This is a genomic window from Reichenbachiella sp. (assembly GCF_039941815.1).
Classification (GTDB): Bacteria; Bacteroidota; Bacteroidia; order Cytophagales; family Cyclobacteriaceae; genus Reichenbachiella.
Window position 1 is genome coordinate 99,049 of record NZ_JBDVDW010000032.1, and the last position, 21,544, is coordinate 120,592.

At 44.1% G+C, this 21,544-nt stretch carries 17 protein-coding genes; 11 read left to right on the forward strand and 6 right to left on the reverse strand.

The genetic code is table 11. The features are described 5' to 3' along the window. Nucleotides 1-51: 51 nt before the first annotated feature. Nucleotides 52-3,327 (forward strand): glycosyl hydrolase, encoded by a 3,276-nt coding sequence (locus ABJF11_RS07710; RefSeq protein ID WP_348119213.1) that lies wholly within the window; start codon nt 52-54, stop codon nt 3,325-3,327. A 52-nt stretch (nt 3,328-3,379) separates the two neighbouring features. Here the strand turns inward: ABJF11_RS07710 and ABJF11_RS07715 are convergent, their stop codons facing one another. Continuing rightward, the gene (locus ABJF11_RS07715) at nt 3,380-4,258 is read right to left on the reverse strand and encodes an AraC family transcriptional regulator (RefSeq protein WP_348119214.1); all 879 of its coding nucleotides are present in this window, start codon (nt 4,256-4,258) and stop codon (nt 3,380-3,382) included. Nucleotides 4,259-4,565: 307 nt separating this feature from the next. Between ABJF11_RS07715 and ABJF11_RS07720 the strand changes: the two genes are divergently transcribed. From ABJF11_RS07720 to ABJF11_RS07750, 7 genes are all read left to right on the forward strand, one after another. Further along, on the forward strand, nt 4,566-5,486 hold the full coding sequence (locus ABJF11_RS07720; protein ID WP_348119215.1) for a dihydrodipicolinate synthase family protein: 921 nt from the start codon (nt 4,566-4,568) through the stop codon (nt 5,484-5,486). Nucleotides 5,487-5,592: 106 nt separating this feature from the next. Then, nucleotides 5,593-7,173 carry an aldehyde dehydrogenase (NADP(+)) gene (locus ABJF11_RS07725; RefSeq protein WP_348119216.1) on the forward strand — a complete coding sequence of 527 codons (1,581 nt, stop codon included), beginning with the start codon at nt 5,593-5,595 and terminating at the stop codon, nt 7,171-7,173. Beyond that, nucleotides 7,170-8,921, forward strand: coding sequence for a DUF885 domain-containing protein (locus ABJF11_RS07730; RefSeq protein ID WP_348119217.1), 1,752 nt, complete (start codon nt 7,170-7,172; stop codon nt 8,919-8,921). Before ABJF11_RS07725 ends, ABJF11_RS07730 begins: the two co-directional genes overlap by 4 nt. Nucleotides 8,922-8,961: 40 nt before the next feature. Beyond that, complete coding sequence (locus ABJF11_RS07735; RefSeq protein WP_348119218.1) at nt 8,962-9,915, forward strand: ornithine cyclodeaminase family protein; 954 nt, start codon at nt 8,962-8,964, stop codon at nt 9,913-9,915. Nucleotides 9,916-9,972: 57 nt separating this feature from the next. After that, nucleotides 9,973-10,974: a 4-hydroxyproline epimerase gene (locus ABJF11_RS07740; protein ID WP_348119219.1), complete on the forward strand. Its 1,002-nt coding sequence runs from the start codon at nt 9,973-9,975 to the stop codon at nt 10,972-10,974. Between the two features lie 37 nt (nt 10,975-11,011). Continuing rightward, nucleotides 11,012-12,256 (forward strand): FAD-dependent oxidoreductase, encoded by a 1,245-nt coding sequence (locus tag ABJF11_RS07745; protein WP_348119221.1) that lies wholly within the window; start codon nt 11,012-11,014, stop codon nt 12,254-12,256. Between the two features lie 9 nt (nt 12,257-12,265). Further along, a complete protein-coding gene (locus ABJF11_RS07750; RefSeq protein ID WP_348119223.1) occupies nt 12,266-13,318 on the forward strand; it encodes a proline racemase family protein in 1,053 nt (350 codons plus the stop codon). On the opposite strand, the gene ABJF11_RS07755 is transcribed toward ABJF11_RS07750, so the two are convergent. After that, entirely contained in the window at nt 13,319-15,736 is a 2,418-nt protein-coding gene (locus ABJF11_RS07755; protein WP_348119224.1) for an FtsX-like permease family protein, read from the reverse strand. Between the two features lie 177 nt (nt 15,737-15,913). On the opposite strand from ABJF11_RS07755, the gene ABJF11_RS07760 reads away from it, so the two are divergent. Genes ABJF11_RS07760 through ABJF11_RS07770 form a run of 3 tightly spaced genes read left to right on the forward strand, consistent with a single transcriptional unit; the run spans nt 15,914 to nt 18,779 of the window. After that, nucleotides 15,914-17,314: an aminopeptidase P family protein gene (locus ABJF11_RS07760; protein ID WP_348119226.1), complete on the forward strand. Its 1,401-nt coding sequence runs from the start codon at nt 15,914-15,916 to the stop codon at nt 17,312-17,314. Next, a complete protein-coding gene (locus ABJF11_RS07765; protein WP_348119227.1) occupies nt 17,311-18,333 on the forward strand; it encodes a YCF48-related protein in 1,023 nt (340 codons plus the stop codon). The genes ABJF11_RS07760 and ABJF11_RS07765 overlap by 4 nt, the downstream gene beginning before the upstream one ends. Then, the gene (locus ABJF11_RS07770) at nt 18,333-18,779 is read left to right on the forward strand and encodes a GreA/GreB family elongation factor (RefSeq protein WP_348119229.1); all 447 of its coding nucleotides are present in this window, start codon (nt 18,333-18,335) and stop codon (nt 18,777-18,779) included. The genes ABJF11_RS07765 and ABJF11_RS07770 overlap by 1 nt, the downstream gene beginning before the upstream one ends. Nucleotides 18,780-18,797: 18 nt before the next feature. Here ABJF11_RS07770 and ABJF11_RS07775 read toward each other — a convergent pair whose 3' ends face one another. The 4 genes from ABJF11_RS07775 to hisA form a co-directional block, all read right to left on the reverse strand. Continuing rightward, nucleotides 18,798-19,280, reverse strand: a complete 483-nt coding sequence (locus ABJF11_RS07775; RefSeq protein WP_348119230.1) for a nuclear transport factor 2 family protein — start codon at nt 19,278-19,280, stop codon at nt 18,798-18,800. 126 nt (nt 19,281-19,406) lie between these two features. Then, nucleotides 19,407-19,997 carry a bifunctional phosphoribosyl-AMP cyclohydrolase/phosphoribosyl-ATP diphosphatase HisIE gene (gene hisIE, locus ABJF11_RS07780; protein WP_348119231.1) on the reverse strand — a complete coding sequence of 197 codons (591 nt, stop codon included), beginning with the start codon at nt 19,995-19,997 and terminating at the stop codon, nt 19,407-19,409. Between the two features lie 50 nt (nt 19,998-20,047). Further along, nucleotides 20,048-20,803 (reverse strand): imidazole glycerol phosphate synthase subunit HisF, encoded by a 756-nt coding sequence (hisF, locus tag ABJF11_RS07785; RefSeq protein ID WP_348119232.1) that lies wholly within the window; start codon nt 20,801-20,803, stop codon nt 20,048-20,050. After that, nucleotides 20,793-21,512: a 1-(5-phosphoribosyl)-5-[(5-phosphoribosylamino)methylideneamino]imidazole-4-carboxamide isomerase gene (gene hisA, locus ABJF11_RS07790; protein WP_348119233.1), complete on the reverse strand. Its 720-nt coding sequence runs from the start codon at nt 21,510-21,512 to the stop codon at nt 20,793-20,795. The genes hisF and hisA overlap by 11 nt, the downstream gene beginning before the upstream one ends. Between the last annotated feature and the right edge of the window lie 32 nt (nt 21,513-21,544).

Sequence of the window (21,544 nt, forward strand, 5' to 3'; positions counted from 1 at the left end):
TGTAACTAACCCTCGGTTTGAATTACCTTTCCTAAAAATAAAATCCGTATCATGAAACAACTTTTGACCCTCCTCTTCATTTTTGGTGCACTGATGTCCACTGCCCAAAAAAGAAAATCTTCATCAACCTCCTCAGCGAAATCCATCCTCAGCGAAACCTCGGTCGATGGTTTAAGATTCAGACATGTAGGTCCGGCGCTCATGTCCGGTCGTATTGCAGATTTTGCTGTCAACCCTGACAACCCTACAGAATACTATGTGGCGGTGGCCTCAGGCGGTGTTTGGAAAACTGTCAATAACGGCAATACATACGAACCCATATTCGATAGTCAGGGAAGCTACTCTATTGGTGTAGTTACTATGGACCCAAACAACTCGAATGTGATCTGGGTAGGAACTGGCGAAAACAACAATCAACGAAGTGTGGCCTATGGAGACGGGATTTATAAATCCCTCGATGGAGGCAAATCATGGAAACACATGGGGCTCAAAAATTCTGAGCACATTGGATCTATCGTCGTGGACCCGAATAACTCGGACATCGTCTATGTAGCAGCCGTAGGCCCACTGTGGAGCAAAGGTGGCGATCGTGGTCTTTACAAAACTATGGATGGCGGAATTTCATGGAATCGAGTATTACACATCGATGACCATACCGGCATCAATGAAGTGCATATGGATCCTCGCAGCTCTAAGGTACTTTATGCCACCTCGCACCAGAGGCGCAGACATGTCTTTACCTATATAGGTGGTGGCCCCGGCTCAGGCATACACAAATCTACAGACGGAGGAGCTACATGGAAAGAAATCAAATCTGGATTGCCTTCAGTAGATCTGGGACGAATAGGTATGGTCATTTCACCCGCTAACCCTGAATACCTCTACGCTATAGTAGAAGCCGCTCGTGGCGAAGGTGGATTTTATCGCTCCACCAATCGAGGAGAATCCTGGGACAAGCAAAGCAGCTATTCCTCTAGCGGCAATTACTATCAAGAGATTATTGCCGACCCCGCCGACCCCGACAAGGTGTACAGCATGAATACCTGGATGAAAGTCACTACCGATGGAGGCAAAAGTTTCAAAAATGTCGGTGAAGACAATAAGCATGTAGACAATCATTGTCTCTGGATCAATCCGGCTAATACTCGCCATATGCTTGCCGGATGTGACGGTGGTGTCTATGAAACCTGGGATACGGGTGCACATTGGTCTTATAAAGCCAATTTGTCCATTACTCAATTTTACAAAGTCTCTGTCGACAACGCCAAGCCCTTCTACCATATCTATGGAGGTACTCAGGACAATAACAGTCTGGGTGGGCCGTCAAGGACAATAAGCGCAAGTAGCATTGTCAATGAGGACTGGTACATCACGCAAGGTGGAGATGGATTTGAAACACAGACCGATCCGCTCAATCCTGACATCAGTTATGTACAAGCTCAGTATGGTGTGCTCAGCAGATTCGACAAAAAAAGTGGCGAACTCAAGGGAATTCAGCCCAAAGAGAGAAAGGGGGAAAATGAATACCGATGGAATTGGGACGCTCCGCTTCAAGTCAGTAATCACAAGCCCGAACGGCTCTATTTCGCCGCCAACAAACTCTTTAGAAGTAACGATAGAGGAGATAGCTGGGAAGTACTGGGAGATGATCTGACTGCCCAAATCGACAGAAATAAGCTAAAGGTAATGGATAGAATCTGGAGCGTGGACGCCGTAGCTAAAAATGGATCTACTTCTCCATATGGTACTATTGTCGCTTTTTCAGAATCTCCATTAGATGAGAACCTGTTATTCGTTGGCACGGATGATGGACTTATCCAAATCTCAAAAGATGGTGGTAAAACCTGGGTTAAAAAAACAAGCTTCCCTGGAGTCCCTACCAATACTTACGTAAATATGGTCTACGCCTCAAAACACAACAAGCAAGTCATATACGCAGTATTCAACAATCACAAACGCGGCGACTTCCGACCCTACGTCCTAAAATCAAATGACCAGGGCTCCTCATGGACCAACCTGAGCTCCAATCTACCTTCACGGGGGTCTAGTTATGCAATAGAAGAAGATCATGTGGATCCAAATCTTTTATTCGCGGGTACTGAATTCGGTGCGTTTTTCAGTGACAACGGTGGCAAAGAATGGAAGCAGCTAAAAGCTGGTTTGCCGACCATTGCAGTACGTGATCTCGCCATCCAAGAAGATGAAAACGATCTAGTACTTGGCACCTTTGGCCGAGGGTTTTATGTACTCGACGATTATTCTTCTCTAAGAAATGTGAGTAAAACTCTTACCAACAATGCCGCGCTATACAGTGTGAGGGATGGACTGCTTTTCGAATACTCATACCCATTAGGTCTGAAAGGTGCTGCCACACAGGGAGACAACTATTTCATGGGTGAAAATCTGGGTTCGGAAGTAATTTTTACCTACTACATCAAGGAAGATATTAAATCAAAGGCAGAGATGAGAAAAGAACGTGAAGCCGAGAATCTGAAAAAAGGAGCAAATAACTACTTCCCTACCTATGCAGAACTCAAAGCTGAATCAGAAGAAGAAAAGCCGTCTTTGCTATTCACAATAACCGATTCAGAGGGTAACATTGTTAGAAAATTGACGACGGATCACAAAAAAGGAATCAGTCGACTTAACTGGGATCTGCGCAATTATCCGAAAAATCCGGTAGACCTAAGTCAGCCCGCCTTCTACAATCCATGGGCCGAAACCAACGAAGGAACAATGGTCGCTCCAGGTAACTACACCGTTACTATGTCGGCAATCGTAGCAGGTAATGAAACGGTTCTAGGTACCCAATCTTTCAATCTGATTCCAATCAACAATGCCACACTACCGGCCAAGGACAAGGCCGAATTGGTTGCGTTCATGGAAAAAGCCGGTCAACTGCGAGGCAAAGTAAAAAGTGTTGCGCAAGCCTTATCTGAAATTGAAAAGGAACTGAAACATATGAAAGCCGCAATATTAGCTACACCAGTTGCTCAGAGCGAGCTCATGAAAGAATATCAAGCAATAAATGATGAAGTAAATAAACTCAGCATTCTGGTAAATGGAGACCCATACGCAGCTAGATTGGATCAGGGACAAGTGCCCTCCTTATCAAGTCGTACTGGGTATTTGGCTTGGGAGCAAAGCGCATCCACCTCAGCACCTACTCAAACGCATAAGGATACTTATGCCATAGTTGTAGAGGAACTAGCTCCAGTATATAAGGCCACTAAAGATTTGCTAGAGGTAAAAATGGAAGCCTTCAAGAAAAAACTAAAGGCAACAGGCGCTCCATACACACCTGGAAATTTGAGACATCTTGATTAAAAATATTGGGTCAGAATAAGCAGTTCTGGCCCATTTTTATGCACATCATAGTTTAGAGTAGCGGCTCTTGTAAGTGCACCTTCTGATATTGGGAAGGCGTATGATTCGTTAGTGATTTAAACTTCCTGTTGAAATTAGACAGATTGACAAACCCCGATCGATAGCACACCTCTGTGACGTTGATTTCCTTATTCAGCAGCAGCTTACAAGCATGCGACACACGGAGCTCATTGAGGAAACTCACATATGTCTTTCGAGTTCTTTGTTTGAAGTATCTACAGAAAGCAGATGGGGTCATATTTGCCACCTCCGCCACCTCATCCAAGGTGATCGGGCGGTGGTATTCTTTCATGGTAAATTGAAAGATGTCGTTGAGACGCTTACCCTCCGATTCATCCACATTTAAGTTGTGTGGCTCCTTCGATAGCCAAATATGTTCTTCCGTCTGACTGAGTAAATTAAAAATGTTGAGTAGAGAAATGATCTTTGTTATTCCATCCTGATCCTCCATCTGAGCCACCACGGCCGAAACTTTCTTTTTGGTATCACCTAACAATTTGAGACCTCTCACACTTCGACGCATAAAATCGTTGACATTTCTCATCTCAGGCAAATCAAAAAAGTCCTTTCCAAAACTCTCCGAATCGAAAAACACGCATATGGCATGACACTCACGAGTGCTGCCCTCCTCATAGTAAACCGGATCACTTTTTAGTACATGAGGGACGTTGGCTCCAAAAATATAGAGATCACCAGCTTGAAAATTTCCAATATAGTCTCCCTGAATAATTGTACCATGACCCTTTACAATCAAAGTGATTTGAGACTCTGGGTGCTGATGTAGAATATCATAGAAATAAGGCATTTGATCCACCTGCACTCGAAAAGAGGAGTCGTCAGTTTTTGGAATTTTAAACGGCAGTACTTTCATTTTCTATCTGTTTTCAACTTGCGCTTTCCTATGGGAGTTTTTTATTTAACCTCCCAAGACAGACACATTATAATGTATCAACTTGTCATATTTGAGTACAAAAGATATTATTTATACTCTAATTTCAAAATTAACCTTCTTTTCACGTCAAAATAATATTGGTATCAATCAAATATTGATAAGCCTCTAAATAGAGCGTGCCCTACTTTTACAAAAAATTCAATTTGGTAATTGAAACCTGCTGATACCTGGTATAAAAGAAAAATCTACAGTACGGATTCATCACTAATACTTAAACACTAATACGATGAAAATAAACTGGCAAGGAGTATTTCCTGCAATCACCACCAAGTTTGATCAGAATGATAATCTTGATCTCGACGCCTTTAAAAAGAACCTGGATGTACAAATAGAAGCAGGCATACATGGCGTTATTTTGGGTGGAACCCTCGGTGAGGCAAGCACGCTGACAGAAGAAGAAAAAGATCAGTTGATCAAATGTACCTTGGAGGTAACAGATGGGAAAGTTCCTGTAGTGATCAACATTGCAGAACAAAGCACGAAAGGAGCTGTGGCTGCAGCCAAACGTGCAGAAAGCAATGGTGCACATGGTTTGATGTTATTGCCTCCCATGAGATACAAAGCGGATGACCGAGAAACCGTAGAATACTTCAAGGCGGTAGCAGCCGCAACCCCACTCCCTATTATGATCTACAACAATCCAGTCGACTACAAAATAGAAGTCACTCTGGAAATGTTCGAGGAGCTCGCTGATATTCCTAACATCGAAGCCATCAAAGAATCCACCAGAGAGGTCACCAACGTGACACGATTAAAAACTAAGTTTGGAGACCGGTTTGCTGTTTTATGTGGCGTAGATACACTGGCGATTGAGACTATGGTCAACGGTGCCGACGGCTGGGTAGGCGGGCTGGTCTGTGCATTTCCTGCTGAGACAGTCGCCATTTATGAATTGATGAAAAGTGGTAGAATAGAAGAGGCCGTTGCTATTAACAGATGGTTTATGCCTTTGCTAGAATTGGATTTACATCCTAAATTGGTACAAAATATCAAGCTGGCAGAAGTAGCCGCAGGGATCGGTACAGAGTACGTACGTGCACCAAGACTACCTTTGATTGGTAAAGAACGCGAAGAAGTATTGGCTATTATTGATGCAGGAATTCGCTCTAGACCTACTTTGCCAGACTATAAGGCACTCGCCAATTAAGGTAGTATATTTAAACAGATAAAGGAGAGTGGAGTTTGGAATAGACTTAGTCTACCTGCCACACTCCTCTTTTTTAGGACGATCAACTATATCAAACCCAATACCCATGCACGGAAAAAACAGGATAGGATTCAATTTATCTAATCAAGGTACCGCCACATTACATTCCATAAATCCAGCAACAGCCGAGACCAGGGAAGGCCCATTTTCTGAAGCTACTTCAGAAGAGATAGAGCTCGCCATGGCCAAAGCTGAAACCGCTTTTGACACCTATAGGAATACTACACCAGAACAAAGGGCCAATTTTCTAGAAGCTATAGCAGACGAAATTCTCGGCTTGGGTGAGGAGCTAGTTATGGCGGCGATGCAAGAGTCTGCATTGCCGGAAGGCAGAATAGTAGGTGAACGTGGGCGTACAATGGGCCAATTAAAATTATTCGCCAACCTGCTCCGAGAAGGCTCATGGGTAGAAGCGACGATCGATACGGCACAGCCTGAGCGTGAGCCACTACCTAAGCCCGACATCAGAAAAATGTTGAGACCGCTCGGTCAAGTGGTAGTTTTTACGGCTAGCAATTTTCCATTGGCCTTTTCTACTGCTGGCGGAGACACTGCGTCTGCACTGGCCGCTGGATGTCCAGTGATCGTGAAGGCTCACAATTCTCATCTACATACCAATGAACTCGTATCAGATGCTATCAGCCGTGCTGCTAAAAAATGTGGTCTGCCAGATGGAGTGTTTTCCTCACTTGCCGCCAGTGGATTCAACCTGGGGTCTACGCTTGTCAAACATCCAAAAACAAAAGCAGTAGCCTTCACTGGATCATTGGGTGGAGGGATGGCTTTGTACAAGATGGCTATAGAAAGAGATGAGCCTATTCCCGTATTTGCCGAAATGGGCAGCGTGAATCCTGTAATATTTTTACCAGAAAAGATTGGCTCTGAAGGAGCTCAACTAGCCAAAACCTATGCCGGATCAATCGCCCTCGGCGTTGGGCAGTTTTGTACCAACCCAGGTCTACTCATCGCACAAGAAGGAGAAGCGCTGGATCAGTTTTGTCAGGCTCTGGCTGCTGAAATATCAGAACTCCCATCAGCCACAATGCTCAACGAAGGCATCGCGGCTAACTATGATAAAAACAAATCAGCATCCCTTCAGCAAAACGGTGTGGAGCAACTTGGTGCCAGCAAAGCAGAAGTGCCGCAAAACGGAGCCAGTCCTGCAGTAGCCAGAGTATCCGCTCAGGATTTTCTGGCTAATCCCAACCTACAACATGAGGTATTTGGCCCTTATTCGATTGTAATCTCCTGCGCCGACGATTCTCAATTGATGGAAGTGATCAACCATCTACATGGACAGCTCACTATTACCTTTATGGGTACGGACAATGATTTCAAATCTTTTGAAACACACATTCTTACTGCCGAGAAGAAAACTGGCAGAGTCATATACAATGGTGTGCCTACAGGTGTAGAAGTTTGTGCTTCTATGCAGCACGGCGGCCCATTCCCTGCAGCAACGGACAGTAGGTTTACCTCAGTTGGTTCTGATGCCATCAAAAGATTTTCTCGTCCCGTGGCCTATCAAAATGCACCGCAGTTTCTACTGCCTGCCGAGCTTAGAAACGAAAACAGTTTTAACATTTGGAGACAGGTGGATACAGAATGGACAAATAAAAGTTTATGAGAATAAGAGCATTTGGATATTGGATAGTTTTCGTGTGGCTGCTACTCGGCTGCACGAAAACTTCTGTTTCAGAAAAAGACATACTTTTCGAAATCATTGCCTCCAATGAGGCGTTTGAAAAAGAGGTATATCCGAGTCTCTCTGATAACTACAATCGTCTGCCTGACATGAGTGAGTCAGCCGTTGAAAAACGGGTCGAATTTGCCAGAGATATCATTGCTCGACTCAAGGCCATTGATCAATCAAATCTTAACTTCGAAGATCAAACCACACTCCGGCTTTTCCAGTTTGTACAAGAAGATCTGGTCGCTCAGTACGATCTGAATGGGCATCTGATTCCAATCCTCGCTGACGACGGGTTTCATATCTCGTTTGCATTTACGGCGGATGCTTTTTCATTTACATCCAAGAGAGATTACATCAACTATATCGGCGTATTAAATAGTTTCCCTGAGTATGTCGATCAGCATATCATATTGATGAGAAAGGGACTGGAACTTGGCATGGTTCAGCCCAAAATCATACTCAATGGCTACGAGGTCACCTACGACAATCATATTGTAGAAAATGTTGAAGAGAGTATTTTCTATGAGCCATTCCAAAACTTACCTTCCACTTGTTCCAACGAAGAAAGAGAAGAAATACTTGACTCGGGTCAAAAGGCAATTGTGAATGGAGTGATCGAAGGGTATCGGCGTTTCTCAGATTTTATGAGCCGGGATTATATCCCTGGCGCAAGAACTACAATTGGAGCCAAGGATTTACCAAATGGCAATGACTTCTATTCGCAACGTATAAAATACTTTACCACTCTATCCCTCAGCCCTGATTCTATTCATAATCTTGGTCTGCAAGAAGTGGCTAGAATCAAATCAGAGATGATGGCCATTATCGAAGAGGTCAGCTACGATGGCTCTTTCGAGGAATTCCTTCAATTTCTAAGAACTGATAAGCAGTTTTATGCCAATACTCCGGCAGAGCTGTTGAAAGAGGCCGCGTGGATCTCCAAATCCATGGATGGAAAATTGCCACAGTTATTTGGCAAGCTACCCCGGCAGCCCTATACTGTAAACCCTGTCCCAGATCATCTCGCACCAAAGTACACCGGGGGTCGATATGTACCCGGGTCGCTTGAGGCAAATCAGCCAGGCCAATATTGGGTAAATACCTATGCCCTTGAAAATCGTCCGCTGTATATTCTAGAAGCCTTATCCTTTCATGAGGCTGTACCCGGCCATCATTTGCAAGAAACCCTTTCTCGCGAGCTTACCCATTTGCCAGCATTTAGACAGTCGTTGTATTTATCTGTTTTTGGTGAAGGATGGGGACTCTACTCCGAATTTTTAGGAGTAGAAGTTGGATTTTACAAAGACCCCTACAGTCGGTTTGGCCGCCTGACTTATGAAATGTGGCGTGCATGCCGACTAGTCGTTGACACTGGTATCCATGCCAAAGGCTGGACAAGACAACAGGTCATGGACTACCTATCGGGTAACACTGCCCTTTCGATTCACGAAATCACCACCGAGACCGATCGCTACATTTCGTGGCCAGGTCAGGCCCTTGCCTATAAAATAGGAGAGCTAAAAATTAAAGCCTTAAGGAAAAAGACCACAGAAAAGCTTGGTGAGGATTTTGACATCAGAGAGTTCCATGACTTGATTCTGTCGCAAGGCACCGTCACGCTGGATATCATGGAGCAGATGGTGGACCGATATATCGAAATGAAATTGTCAAAAAAGGAATAAGCAGGGTTCACCCGAAGAGATTTCGTAATAAACGCAGGGCATGAAATACATTGACGCAGAAGAACTAGAAAAGGTATTGACATATGAGGATCTGATCCCAAAAATCAATGACGCCTTTGCTAAAGATTATGACATTCCGATGCGCCATCATCATCAGTATCCTAATCCTAAAGAAGGGGTCGAATCCACATTGCTTCTCATGCCCGCCTGGGACAACGGTGATGCTCTTGGAGTCAAAATAGTAAATGTATCACCCAACAATTCAAAATACGACCTGCCAACCATCCAAGGTCTTTATCTCTATTTTGACCTTCAGACCGGGACTCCAAAAGCACTCATGGATGCAAAAAAGTTGACTGTGAAGCGTACGGCAGCGGCTTCAGCTTTAGCATCAAAATATCTATCCAGAGCAGACAGCTCCAAGCTCCTTGTCATCGGCACAGGTGCATTATCCCTAGATCTGATCAAAGCTCACGCTACCGTCAGACCAATCCAAGAGGCGTTGATCTGGGGCAGGTCTATAGAGAAAGCTCAGGCTGTAGTAGACAAGGTGGATCTCCCAGGTGTCAAGGCCACAGTCATCGAAAGCATTGAAGAAGGCATTACGCAGGCAGACATTATCAGTTGTGCGACACTCAGCCCCACCGCTCTAGTTCTTGGTAAGTATTTAAAACCCGGTCAGCATTTGGATATGATCGGTGCGTACAAACCGGATATGCGTGAAATGGACGATGAGGTATTGACGAAAGTCGATCTCTACGTAGATAATGTAGAAGGCGCCTGCAAAGAAACAGGAGATCTCGCCATTCCACTCGCTAATGGAGTGATACAAAAAGATGATATAAAAGCTGATCTGTTTTCGCTAGCAAGACAGAGCCATCAAGTGAGCCGATCTGCTGAATCGATCACGTGTTTTAAATCCGTAGGACATGCCTTAGAAGATTTGGCTGCAGCCAATTTAGTATTTGAAAAAACTACGTCGGATGAAAATTGAGCATGATATATCGTTACTGACATTTGTAAATAAAATTGACAATTAAAAATTAACCCTTTGGCCAGAAAAACATTTTTTTGTGTAGACGCCCATACTTGTGGTAATCCCGTTCGAGTGGTAGCTGGAGGAGGGCCACATCTCATAGGTAAAAATATGAGTGAGAAACGCCAGCATTTCTTAGCGGAGTATGACTGGATTCGCACAGGCCTCATGTTTGAACCGCGAGGTCATGATATGATGTCAGGGAGTATTCTCTTCCCTCCATCAGATCCTCAAAATGATGTGGGTGTACTCTTTATTGAGACGAGTGGCTGCCTGCCGATGTGCGGCCATGGCACCATTGGCACGGTCACGATAGCGATAGAGGAAGGATTGATCGTACCCAAAATACATGGAAAGCTCCGCCTGGAGACACCCGCAGGACTAGTTCTTGTCGATTACGCACAAGAAGGAAAAAAAGTGAAATGGGTAAAACTAACCAATGTGAAATCCTACCTGGCGGCAGAAAACCTTACCATCGAAAACAAAGATTTGGGAGAGCTTACATTTGACGTGGCCTACGGTGGAAATTTTTACGCCATAGTTGACCCCCAGAATAATTTTGTAGGTATACACAAGCACACCGCTGGTGATCTTATTCGCTGGAGTCAGGATCTGCGCAATAGAATCAATGAAAAATATGATTTCGTTCACCCAGAAAACGACACCATACGAGGACTTTCACACATGCTCTGGACGGGCGACACGATAGCTGGTGATTCCTCGGCTCGAAATGCTGTATTCTATGGAGATAAAGCGATTGATCGATCCCCATGCGGTACCGGTACCTCTGCTCGTATGGCTCAGTGGCATGCCAAAGGAAAGCTGAAAATGGGGGAAGATTTTATTCATGAAAGCTATATTGGATCTAAATTTATCGGAAGAGTAGAAGAGGAAACCCAGCTTGGGGATAAGCATGCAATTGTACCTAGCATTCAGGGTTGGGCTCAGGTGACGGGATACAACAATATCATCATTGATGATGACGACCCATACGCTCATGGATTTCAGGTAATTTAATTCTGACTATTGTTTAAAGATTTTAATTAGTAAAACATTGAAAATAGCAATTGTAGGAAGCGGAATGATCGGACTGTGTTCGGCTTATTATTTAAACAAACGGGGATTTGAAGTCACCATATTGGACGAAGGCGATGGGTCAGACAACTGCTCTTATGGAAATGCAGGTTATTTCTCACCGAGTCACCTCGTACCTCTGGCCTCTCCGGGCATCATATCTCAAGGGTTGAAATGGATGACTAACCCCGAAAGCCCCTTCTACATAAAGCCCAGCTTGAACAGAGATCTAGCTAGGTGGGGATGGCAATTCTATCGTGCATCGACTAAAAGCAGGGTGAAACGAGCGGTGCCGGTGCTTAGCCAAATGCTAACCGAAAGCCGAACTTTGATTGAGGAAATACTTGCAGATACCAAAATCAAGGCAGGGTTCGACAACAAAGGTTTGCTCATGTATTGCAAATCTCAAAACGTTCTGGATGAAGAGGCCGAGCTGGCCAATTTGGCTAAAAAATATGGCCAGGAGGTCGACGTATTGTCTTCTGCCGAGGCAGAAAAACTCAATCCCGGGTTTGAAATAAATACGGTCGGTGCGGTACATTTCAAAGATGATGCTTGGTTTACACCTCACCTTTTTATGGAGGAGCTGAAGAAGTATCTTTCCAAGCAAGGAGTCACTTTCAGCTATCACACACGGGTGACTAACATGGAATCTGGAGAAGGTCATGTCAAAGCCCTTGTCACTGACAAAGGCAAAGTGGAAGCCGACCAATTTATAATAGCTGCGGGTTCTTGGACCGCAAAATTCCTCAATCAGCAAGGCATAAAAATATTACTTCAGGGTGGTAAAGGATATAGCTTTGTCGTGGCCGACCCACCCGTCATGCCTAAGACCGCATCGATTCTCACTGAAGCCAGAGTAGCAGTTACTCCTATGCAGCACGGTCTACGTTTTGCCGGCACAATGGAAATCAACAGGTTGGATTTATCCATCAACCCAAGGCGAGTAAAAGGGATTCAAAATTCAATCCCAGACTATTTTCCTCAGTTCAGTGAAAAGAGTTTTGTTGGACTCAAACCATGGGCCGGACTACGTCCATGCACACCAGATGGCCTCCCATATATAGGTAAGACTCGAAAATTTGACAATTTGATAGTGGCCACCGGTCATGCCATGTTAGGTATTTCACTTGGCCCTGTGACAGGTCTCATGGTCAACGATCTTGCTCAAGAGAATACACCTCATATTGATGATACCCTACTTCAAGTGGAGCGATACAGTTAAATTTTTATCATGACAACCTATCAAAAAATTCAAGCCAAAAAAAAATTCCAAGCTCCCGCTGAATGGCTCAAAATCAATACCATTGATATGCATACCGGGGGAGAGCCGCTCCGCGTGATTCTTGACGGCATGCCAGATCTCAAAGGAAGTTCAGTTCTTGATTTTAGAAGAAATATCAGAGAACATCACGATCATCTCCGTACCGCTCTAATGTTTGAGCCCAGAGGGCATGCCGATATGTACGGTTGTATTTTGGTTCCACCGAATGATGCGGAAGCCGATTTTGGGATCTTATTTCTGCACAACGAAGGCTATAGTACCATGTGCGGCCATGCGGTGATAGGCATCACCACTCTCGCAGTGCAAATGCAATGGGTGGAAGCCGGAGAGAAAGAAACTAAAGTAGTCATAGATGCTCCGTGCGGTAGAATATACAGTTATGCCAAAATGAAAAATGGAGCTGTCGAGTCGGTGTACTTCCACTGCGTTCCTTCTTTTGTAGTGGGTCTTGATTATGAAGTAGAAGTCTCTGGCACAATGGTGAAGTATGATTTGGCCTATGGCGGTGCCTTCTATGCCTATGTAGATGCCGATGAGCTGGGAATAGACATGACTCCTGAGAATTACCGACAACTGATAGAGAAAGGAATGGCGATCAAACACGCTGTGATTCGAGCCAACGACAATATCATTCACCCTTATGAGCCTGAAATGAGCGAGCTCTATGGAACGATATACACGGGAAAATCTCACTCCGCAGGTGTGGATTCGCGCAACGTCTGCATCTTTGCTGCAGGTGAGGTAGACCGATCCCCGACAGGCTCCGGAGTATCCGGACGGATGGCTATTCACCACAAACGAGGAGACCTAAAAGTAGGAGAATCAATGTCGATAGAGAGCATCATCGGTTCCAAATTCATAGGCTCAGTCCATGGCGAAGAAAAGTACGGTCCATACGATGCCGTCATTCCACAAGTAGAAGGTACAGCCTACATTGTGGGTCAGAATGAATTCTTAATAGACCCAAAGGATCCGCTCAAAGACGGATTTATATTGCGCTAGTTATTCATGTCTGAGTACGTGTGCCGGATTCTCGCGAAGGGTTCTTTTCAGAATCCAGGCAAATACTGAAAAAGTCACAAGAAGTATCGCAAATATCGCAACGAAAAACTCCCAACCTTGCCAGTCTATCCTATAGTGAAAGTTCTGTAGCCAACCGTCGAGTACATACCAAGAGGTCGAGCACCCTACCACTACCCCGACCACTAGTGTCCACACATAATCTTTGATTAAGAGTCGCTGCTGCTGCATAAAATCAGATCCCAAAACACGCCGAATACCAATCTCTCTCCTTTTTTGCTTTACACTATAGGAAAGCAGGCCTAAAAGGCCCAGTGCATTGATAGAAATGATCAACATAGAAAGGTAAGTGAGTATGGCGAAGAGCTTATTTTCTCTATCATAAAATGACTGAAAATTTTGATCGAGAAATGAATAGTCCATCGGTGCTTCCGAATCGAAGGATTCCCATTCGCTAGAGATAAAAGCGACGGCTTCGGAAACGCGCTCTTCCTCAAGTTTTACCAATACATACCCGTCTACCTCCTCTTGATGAAAAATCACAATTGGCTGGACCTGATTGTGCAAAGAGCCTACATGAAAATCCTCTACTACACCGATCACTTCATACAAGTTTCTATTACCCAAAGAATCCTTGCCCACCCCTATTTTTTTACCAATGGCATTGCCCTTCCAACCATAGGCCTCAGCAGCCGCTTCGTTGAGCATCAGGCTACCAGATCGGTCTTTGGCAGAAGCCTCTAAGAAGTTTCTACCATCGGTGATTTTCATTCCAAGCACCTCCACAAAGTCTCTATTGACTTCTACAAACTGGCCTCCGATTGCATTATAATTTCCCTCAGTATCAGGAATATCAAAAAGTGTTTGGTTCAATTCAAATCCCGGTATATTCTGAGTGGAAGTGGCTGACCTTATACCCGGATGTGAGGTAAGGCTAAGCAGCATGCCCTCCAACTTAGATTCTGACGGACTGTTTTTTATGTCTATGACCATCACATTTTCTTTGTCAAACCCAAGATCTTTGCTCCCTATATAATCCAGTTGTCTAATCACAAGTACGGTACCCGCAATGACAGCAATAGAGACTGCGAATTGAAATGTGATCAGTCCTTTTCTGAGTAAGACTCCCCTGTTTGAGGAAGAAAAACGACCCTTGAGTATGGCAAATTCTGATATTCCACTCATATAATAGGCAGGATATAGTCCGGAGAGCAACCCAATACAAAGGGCGACACCCAGATATATACCAAGCGTGCCAGGCCGATACAAGTAGGTCAAGTCAATATTCTGATCCGTGATATTATTAAACGAGGGTAATAAAATTGCACTAATTACCCAGCCAAATACAGCAGCAATGAGTACTAATAGGACTGATTCAATTAGAAACTGACTTCTGAGCGACCAAATTCTACACCCCATCACTTTTTTGATCCCTATTTCCTTTGCACGGTTAGATGAGCGTGCTGTGGTCAAATTGACATAATTGATCGATGTAATCAAAATGAGAAATAGTGCTACAATTGAAAATATCATCACATCGTTCTCATTGCCATTGGCGTAAGCCTCCCAGGTCAAATCTGAGTGTAGGTGAATGCTGGACAAGGGTTGTAGAATCAAGTTCGCCTTAGCTTCATATTGATCCAGCGTCTTTTGCATATATTTTTTCTTGAAGTTGCTGAATTTATCGATCAGGACTGAGGGTTCGAACCCAGCCTGAACAAGCGCATAAGTATAAACATGCCAGCCAATCCATACGTTTTCTTCGCCTGGACGTGCGCCTAAATCCCATGATAAGATGGCCTCATACGGCAAATGAGTTTTGGCATTAGGAATATCTCTAAATACTCCAGTCACAGTCACAGGAATTTTACCGTCGAGCTTGATCTGTTGAAGTATAGGAGAGCGATCTCCAAAGATTTTTGCAGCCAGACGCTCACTTAGTACCACTGATTTGGGGCTAGCAAGGGGATTGGGGGCGGACCCGGAAATAAATGATCTATCAAATACTTTAAAAAAGGTGGAATCAGCCGTAAACACATGTTCACTGCTAATACGCTGGAGCTGATCCGTTTCGAAAAAGGCTTTGTGCTCATAAAGGCCATTGTATCCAGCTACTCGTGTTTGCTCTATTACTTCCGGAAATTCCGCCTTTAGTGCCGGACCCGCTGGTCTGGCCAAATTGCAAAAATCATCGATATTGCCTCCTATGTCGTAGGAAATGCCAACTCTGTAAATTTCATCTGCCTGCGGATAGTGTTTGTCATAAGAAGTTTCTACAGAAACATAAATAAACATCAGAAATCCGAAGGCAAGTCCAAAAGACAAACCAACTAGATTGATGAGGGAATAGCTAAGGTCTTTCCTTAGTACTCGAAGAGCGGATTTAACAAATGGTGTCATTGGGTTAGGTTTTTGTAATCGATAAAACTTAACAATAAAACACGAAAACGCAGTAATACCCTAAAACACAACTCATATTATCTTTGCAAAATCTGGTATTTGACCATCGGTCCGTTGAAGAATTTCTTCCCCGTCCACCCATTTATATTATATTTGGTTTCAGATAAAACTGCTTTTATGTTTAGTAGAGAAACTTATATTCAAAGACGAAACCGATTGAGAAAAGACGTGAGTCAGGGTCTGATTGTATTGCTGGGAAACGAGGAGAGCAGCATGAATTTTAAAGACAATTGGTACCACTTTCGTCAGGATAGTTCTTTTCTATATTTCTGTGCGGTCTCTTTGCCTGGGCTCACTGCCGTACTTGACTGCGACAGTGGAGAAGACATGATCTTTGGGGATGAGCTGACTATAGATGACATTGTGTGGACCGGGCCTCAGCCTACTATAGCCTCTCTGGCCGAGAAAAGTGGCATTACAAATACCGCTCCTACGAGCCAACTAGAAGTAGTTTTGAAAAAGGCATTGTCCGATGGACGCAAAGTGCATTTCACCCCACCATATCGAGAGGAGCACACGACCAAACTAGCCGCATGGACTGGCAAATCCATAGCTGAAATCCGCTCTGGAGAGTCAATAAAATTGATCAAGGCTATCATTGCTCAAAGGAACATCAAATCGCCAGAAGAGATTGTAGAATTGCATAAAGCCGTAGACTTAACAGCCGATATGCATCTTGCTGCCATGAAATTTGCAAGGCCTGGAATGAAAGAATCGGAAATTGCTGCAAAGATCAACCAGGTGGCATTAGCTGGAGAGGGGCAGCTCTCTTTTCCCGTGATTCTAACTAAAGATGGACAAACCCTTCACAATCACTACCATGGAAATATTATTCAAGAAGGCGATTTAATACTTTGCGATACAGGTGCAGAGATTCAATCAGGATATGCAGGTGATATGACACGCACGTTTCCTGTGGCCTCTACATTTACGCAAACACAAAAAGAACTATACCAAATAGTACTCAATGCTCATGAAACAGCTATTGCAGCACTCAAGCCTGGTATAAAATATAAAGACATTCACCTGAAGGCTTGCACAAAACTGGCTGAGGGACTCATTGAAGTCGGTCTAATGAAGGGAAATCCTGAAGAAGCAGTTGCCGCCGGAGCGCATACCATGTTTTTCCAATGTGGGCTAGGTCATATGATGGGAATGGATGTCCATGACATGGAAAACCTGGGCGAACAGTATGTTGGATATTCTGATGATCTGAAAAAGAGTACCGAATTTGGACTAAAGTCCCTTCGTCTTGGAAAAGAACTTGAAGCTGGCTTTGTCATCACTGTCGAACCAGGGATCTATATCATCCCTGAGTTGATTGATCGTTGGAAAGCGGAAAATAAATACACGGACTTTTTGAACTATGACAGATTGGAGACTTATAAATCCTTCGGTGGAATCAGAATAGAAGAGGATTTTGTGATCACTCCATCAGGCGCAGATCTGCTGGGCAAACCCGTGGCAAAAACAGTAAATGACGTAGAAGAAATTAGAAAAGAAGCTTTACAATCATGAAAAATGCAATCCTAATCGCTGCAGTCCTGCTGACGGGCTGCCAATCATCCAACACTAACTTTACATGGGAAGAGTTTGCCATAGAAGGCAACCCCTCGCTTAGAGGAATATCTGTATTAGATGAAAACAATATCTGGGTATCTGGCACCAATGGAACTGTACTCAAAACAAGCAACGGCGGAGTAAACTGGGAAGAGGTATACGTGCCAGATTCAGACTCTCTAGACTTCAGAGATGTCGAGGTGCTGACCCCTGACGAAATCGTATTGATGAGTGCAGGACCAGGAGCACAATCTAATGTCTTCAAATCAAAGGATGGAGGTAGACATTGGGACAAAGAGCTATCAAATGCTTATGATTCCGGATTTTATGACGGCATGGCCTTTTGGAATGCGAAGGAGGGAATTCTGGCAGGAGACCCGGTCAATGGCAAACTATTTTTGATGAAGACAAATGATGGCGGCGACTCCTGGCAACGCATTCATCCAGACAAATTACCCGCGATGAATGACGGTGAATTTGGAGGATTCGCGGCTAGTGGTAGTCATTTGACCGTACAGGGCAATTCTATTTGGGTAGGTTCTGGTGCTGCCACCTCCAGGGTTTTTTATTCAAAAGACAAAGGCGAGCACTGGGAGGTGGTATACACACCAATCATCCAAGGGGAAAGCTCAACGGGTATCTTCTCTATCGATTTCTTTAATGAAAACACCGGCATCGCTGTAGGAGGCGACTACACTAAAGAAGACGAAGGCACCAAAAATGTAATATTATGTGCAGACGGAGGTGGTACCTGGAAGCTGGCTGATTCCTTTCCTGTCTTTCAATCTTCGGTCAGATATGTTTCTAAGGAGCAACTAGTTTCCGTAGGGCCAGAAGCGGGCTACTTTTCTGAAAATGGAGGGAAATCCTGGTCCAAAATTGAAGGCCAAGGATATCACACAATGGATATTGCTGAAGACGGGACTATCTGGGCGGCGGGTCGTGACGGCCGAATTGCTCAGTTGATTTCTCAATAATGGAGAAAGAAAAAATCCTCAAACATTGCTTAAAAATTCTGGAAGAAAAGATCTCCATCGCCAGACAAGGTATGGAAGAAGCGCAAGCTTCGGCTAACAACGAGACTAAATCTTCTGCTGGAGACAAATACGAAACCGGCAGAGCCATGAGTCAGCGAGAGCGTGATTTACATGCCCGACAGTTGTCCGAGCTCATAAATATGAAAAAAACATTTGGGTCAATCCCTGCTGACAGAGATTGTACAATTGTAGAGCTGGGCGCCCTGGTCGAAACCAACCAATCCACGTTTCTTATTTCTGCAAGCCTTGGTCAGATAAATGTGAAAGACATTCCCATCATGGCTATTTCTGCTATTGCCCCGATTGCGCAAGCCATGCTCGGGAAAAAAGTGGGAGACAAGTTTGAATGGATGAATAAGGAACTCAAGATCTTGGCGGTGTCATAGCCCCACATCGTTTTCCAATTATTCGTATTTTTTTCTAACCTCTTCCGGAATTTCACAGTCAGATTTTCGTCTCGTATCGGCCAGGTGAAAGATTTTCCATCCTTCGCTAGTCTCAGCAAGTTGAAAGGCATCCACCCCACAATGCAGAAATTGATCATTGAGATAAAAGGCATAATCTACCCACACCGCAGCCAATGGACCATCGATTTGTACCTTCTCATTCCAGATGGGTTCATTCCAAACGTCTTCTTTCGGATTTCCTACTGCGTCTATAAACCGCTGCAAGGCCCCGGCTCGTAATTGCGGTTCGCCTGCAGGATTTCGAAAAAGGGTATAGGTAGCAGCGTTCTCGGTAAAGCAAGATTTTAGCATTGTGCTATCACTTTTACGCATCGCTTCGAATACTCTATTTACTACCTCCAGCACTTGCTTTTCTTCAATATTTTGTGCCGATATTCGAAACGACAACAACATCATTCCGACCAATAAAATATATTTCATGAGTTTTTGATTTTACTCATAAAAATAGCCGGCTGAAAGGCTCAGTACAACTTCTGCCTGCAATTTTGGACAGCTGGGTAATCGACCTTATGTTTTGGTATTGAATGAATCTAAACGGTAGGTAAATCAGTGTCGCTCTTCCAATATTTTCACCACATCTTCCAGGTCATAGCCTTTGGCTCGCAGCAAAATCATATAATGATAGAGTAGATCAGCAGATTCATTGAGAAACAATTCTTTGTTGTCGTCCTTGGCTTCTATCACCACTTCTACGGCCTCTTCCCCTACTTTCTGAGCCACCTTGTTGATTCCCTTCTGGAATAGAGAAGAGGTGTAAGAGTTTTCATCTGGGTTTTCATATCGATCCTGAATCACCGCTTCCAATTTGGATAAAAATCCAAAATTGGATCGATTACTTTCTCCCCAGCAAGTATCCGTTCCTTTATGGCAAGTCGGCCCTACAGGGTTGGCCTGGATCAGCAATGTGTCCTGATCGCAATCGAGTTTGATATCCACCAGCTCCAGGAAGTTTCCGCTTTCCTCGCCTTTAGTCCAGAGGCGATCTTTTGAGCGACTATAGAAAGTCACCTTTTCAGATTCCTGTGTTTTTTGTAAAGCCTCCTCATTCATATATCCGAGCATCAAGACGGTCTTTGTCTTTGCATCCTGGATGACTGCCGGTACCAGGTCGTTGTTTTTTTTAAAGTCTATTTTCATATCATATTTTTTCCTATCGCTCGGCTATTTCGAAGTCAAGCGTGTGGCTGCTAGATCCGTATAGCAATGCCTTGTTTCTTTAATTCTTGTTTCAAAGCTGGAATTTCAATTTCCTTAAAGTGAAAAACGCTAGCTGCCAAAGCGGCGTCTGCTTTGCCATAGGTAAATGTGTCCGCAAAATCCTGCATACTCCCCGCACCACCAGAGGCGATGATGGGAATGTTGACCAACTCGGAGAGCTTTGCCAAGGCCTCATTTGCAAACCCATTCTTGGAGCCGTCATGATCCATAGAGGTAAACAATATTTCTCCTGCCCCTCTCGACTCAGCTTCTTTCACCCACTCAAACAGATCTATTTCTGTGGGCACTTTTCCCCCGACCAAATGCACTTTCCACTGATTGCCAATTTGTTTTGCATCCACGGCCAGCACAACGCACTGACTACCAAATTGTGCAGATAGTTCATCGAGGACCGATGGGTTCTTCACAGCCCAGGAATTGATTGATATTTTATCCGCCCCTCTATGCAACAGAGTATAGACATCCTTCACAGATTTAATTCCCCCGCCAACAGTAAAGGGAATATTCACTCTTTCGGCGACCCTTTCTACCAGTTCTGCGGTGGTTTTGCGACCATCATCTGTAGCTGTGATATCCAGAAAGACCAGCTCATCCGCCCCCTGTTGGGAATAGACCGAAGCCAACTCCACAGGATCTCCTGCGTCACGAAGATTCACAAAATTGACCCCTTTCACGGTGCGTCCATTTTTGATATCCAGACAGGGCACGATTCTTTTAGTCAACATATGATTCTAGTTGTTTGAGTGTAATTCTATCCTCATAAATGGCCTTTCCGATGATGATTCCGTCCATCTCCATCTCAGCTGCGGCCTCCACATCGGTGATGTCTTTTACCCCTCCGCTCGCTATTATTTTCTGATCTGGAAATGCTTCCATTAGATCTTTGTATAGATCAATAGCGATGCCTTGCAGCATTCCATCCTTAGCTATATCAGTACATACGATGTACCGGTTGCCCAGCGTCTGATATTCGGTAATCAGATCAAATAGATCCACCTTGGACTTTTCCTGCCAGCCGTTGATGGCAATTTTTCTATCGGTAGAGTCTGCACTTAGAATGATTTTCTCGCTACCAAATTTTTCCAACCATTGACTGAATAGCGCTTTATTTTCCAACGCCACACTTCCCAGATTGACTTGTTTGGCTCCTGCATTAAAAGCAATGTTGATGTCCTGGTCTGATCTGATGCCTCCACCAAAATCAATTTTTAAGCTTGTATTCGACGCAATTTGATCTAACACTTTTGCATTACGGATTTCTCTAGCTTTCGATCCATCGAGATCTACCAAATGCAAATAGCGAATCCCGGCTCCTTCAAACTTTTTGGCTACCTCGAGAGGATTTTCGTTATATACTTTCTTTTGGTCATAGTTGCCCTTGGTCAGCCTTACACATTTGCCGTCTATGATATCAATTGCAGGTATTATTCTCATGATAGTAAATTGATAGTTTGCTCACTGTTGAT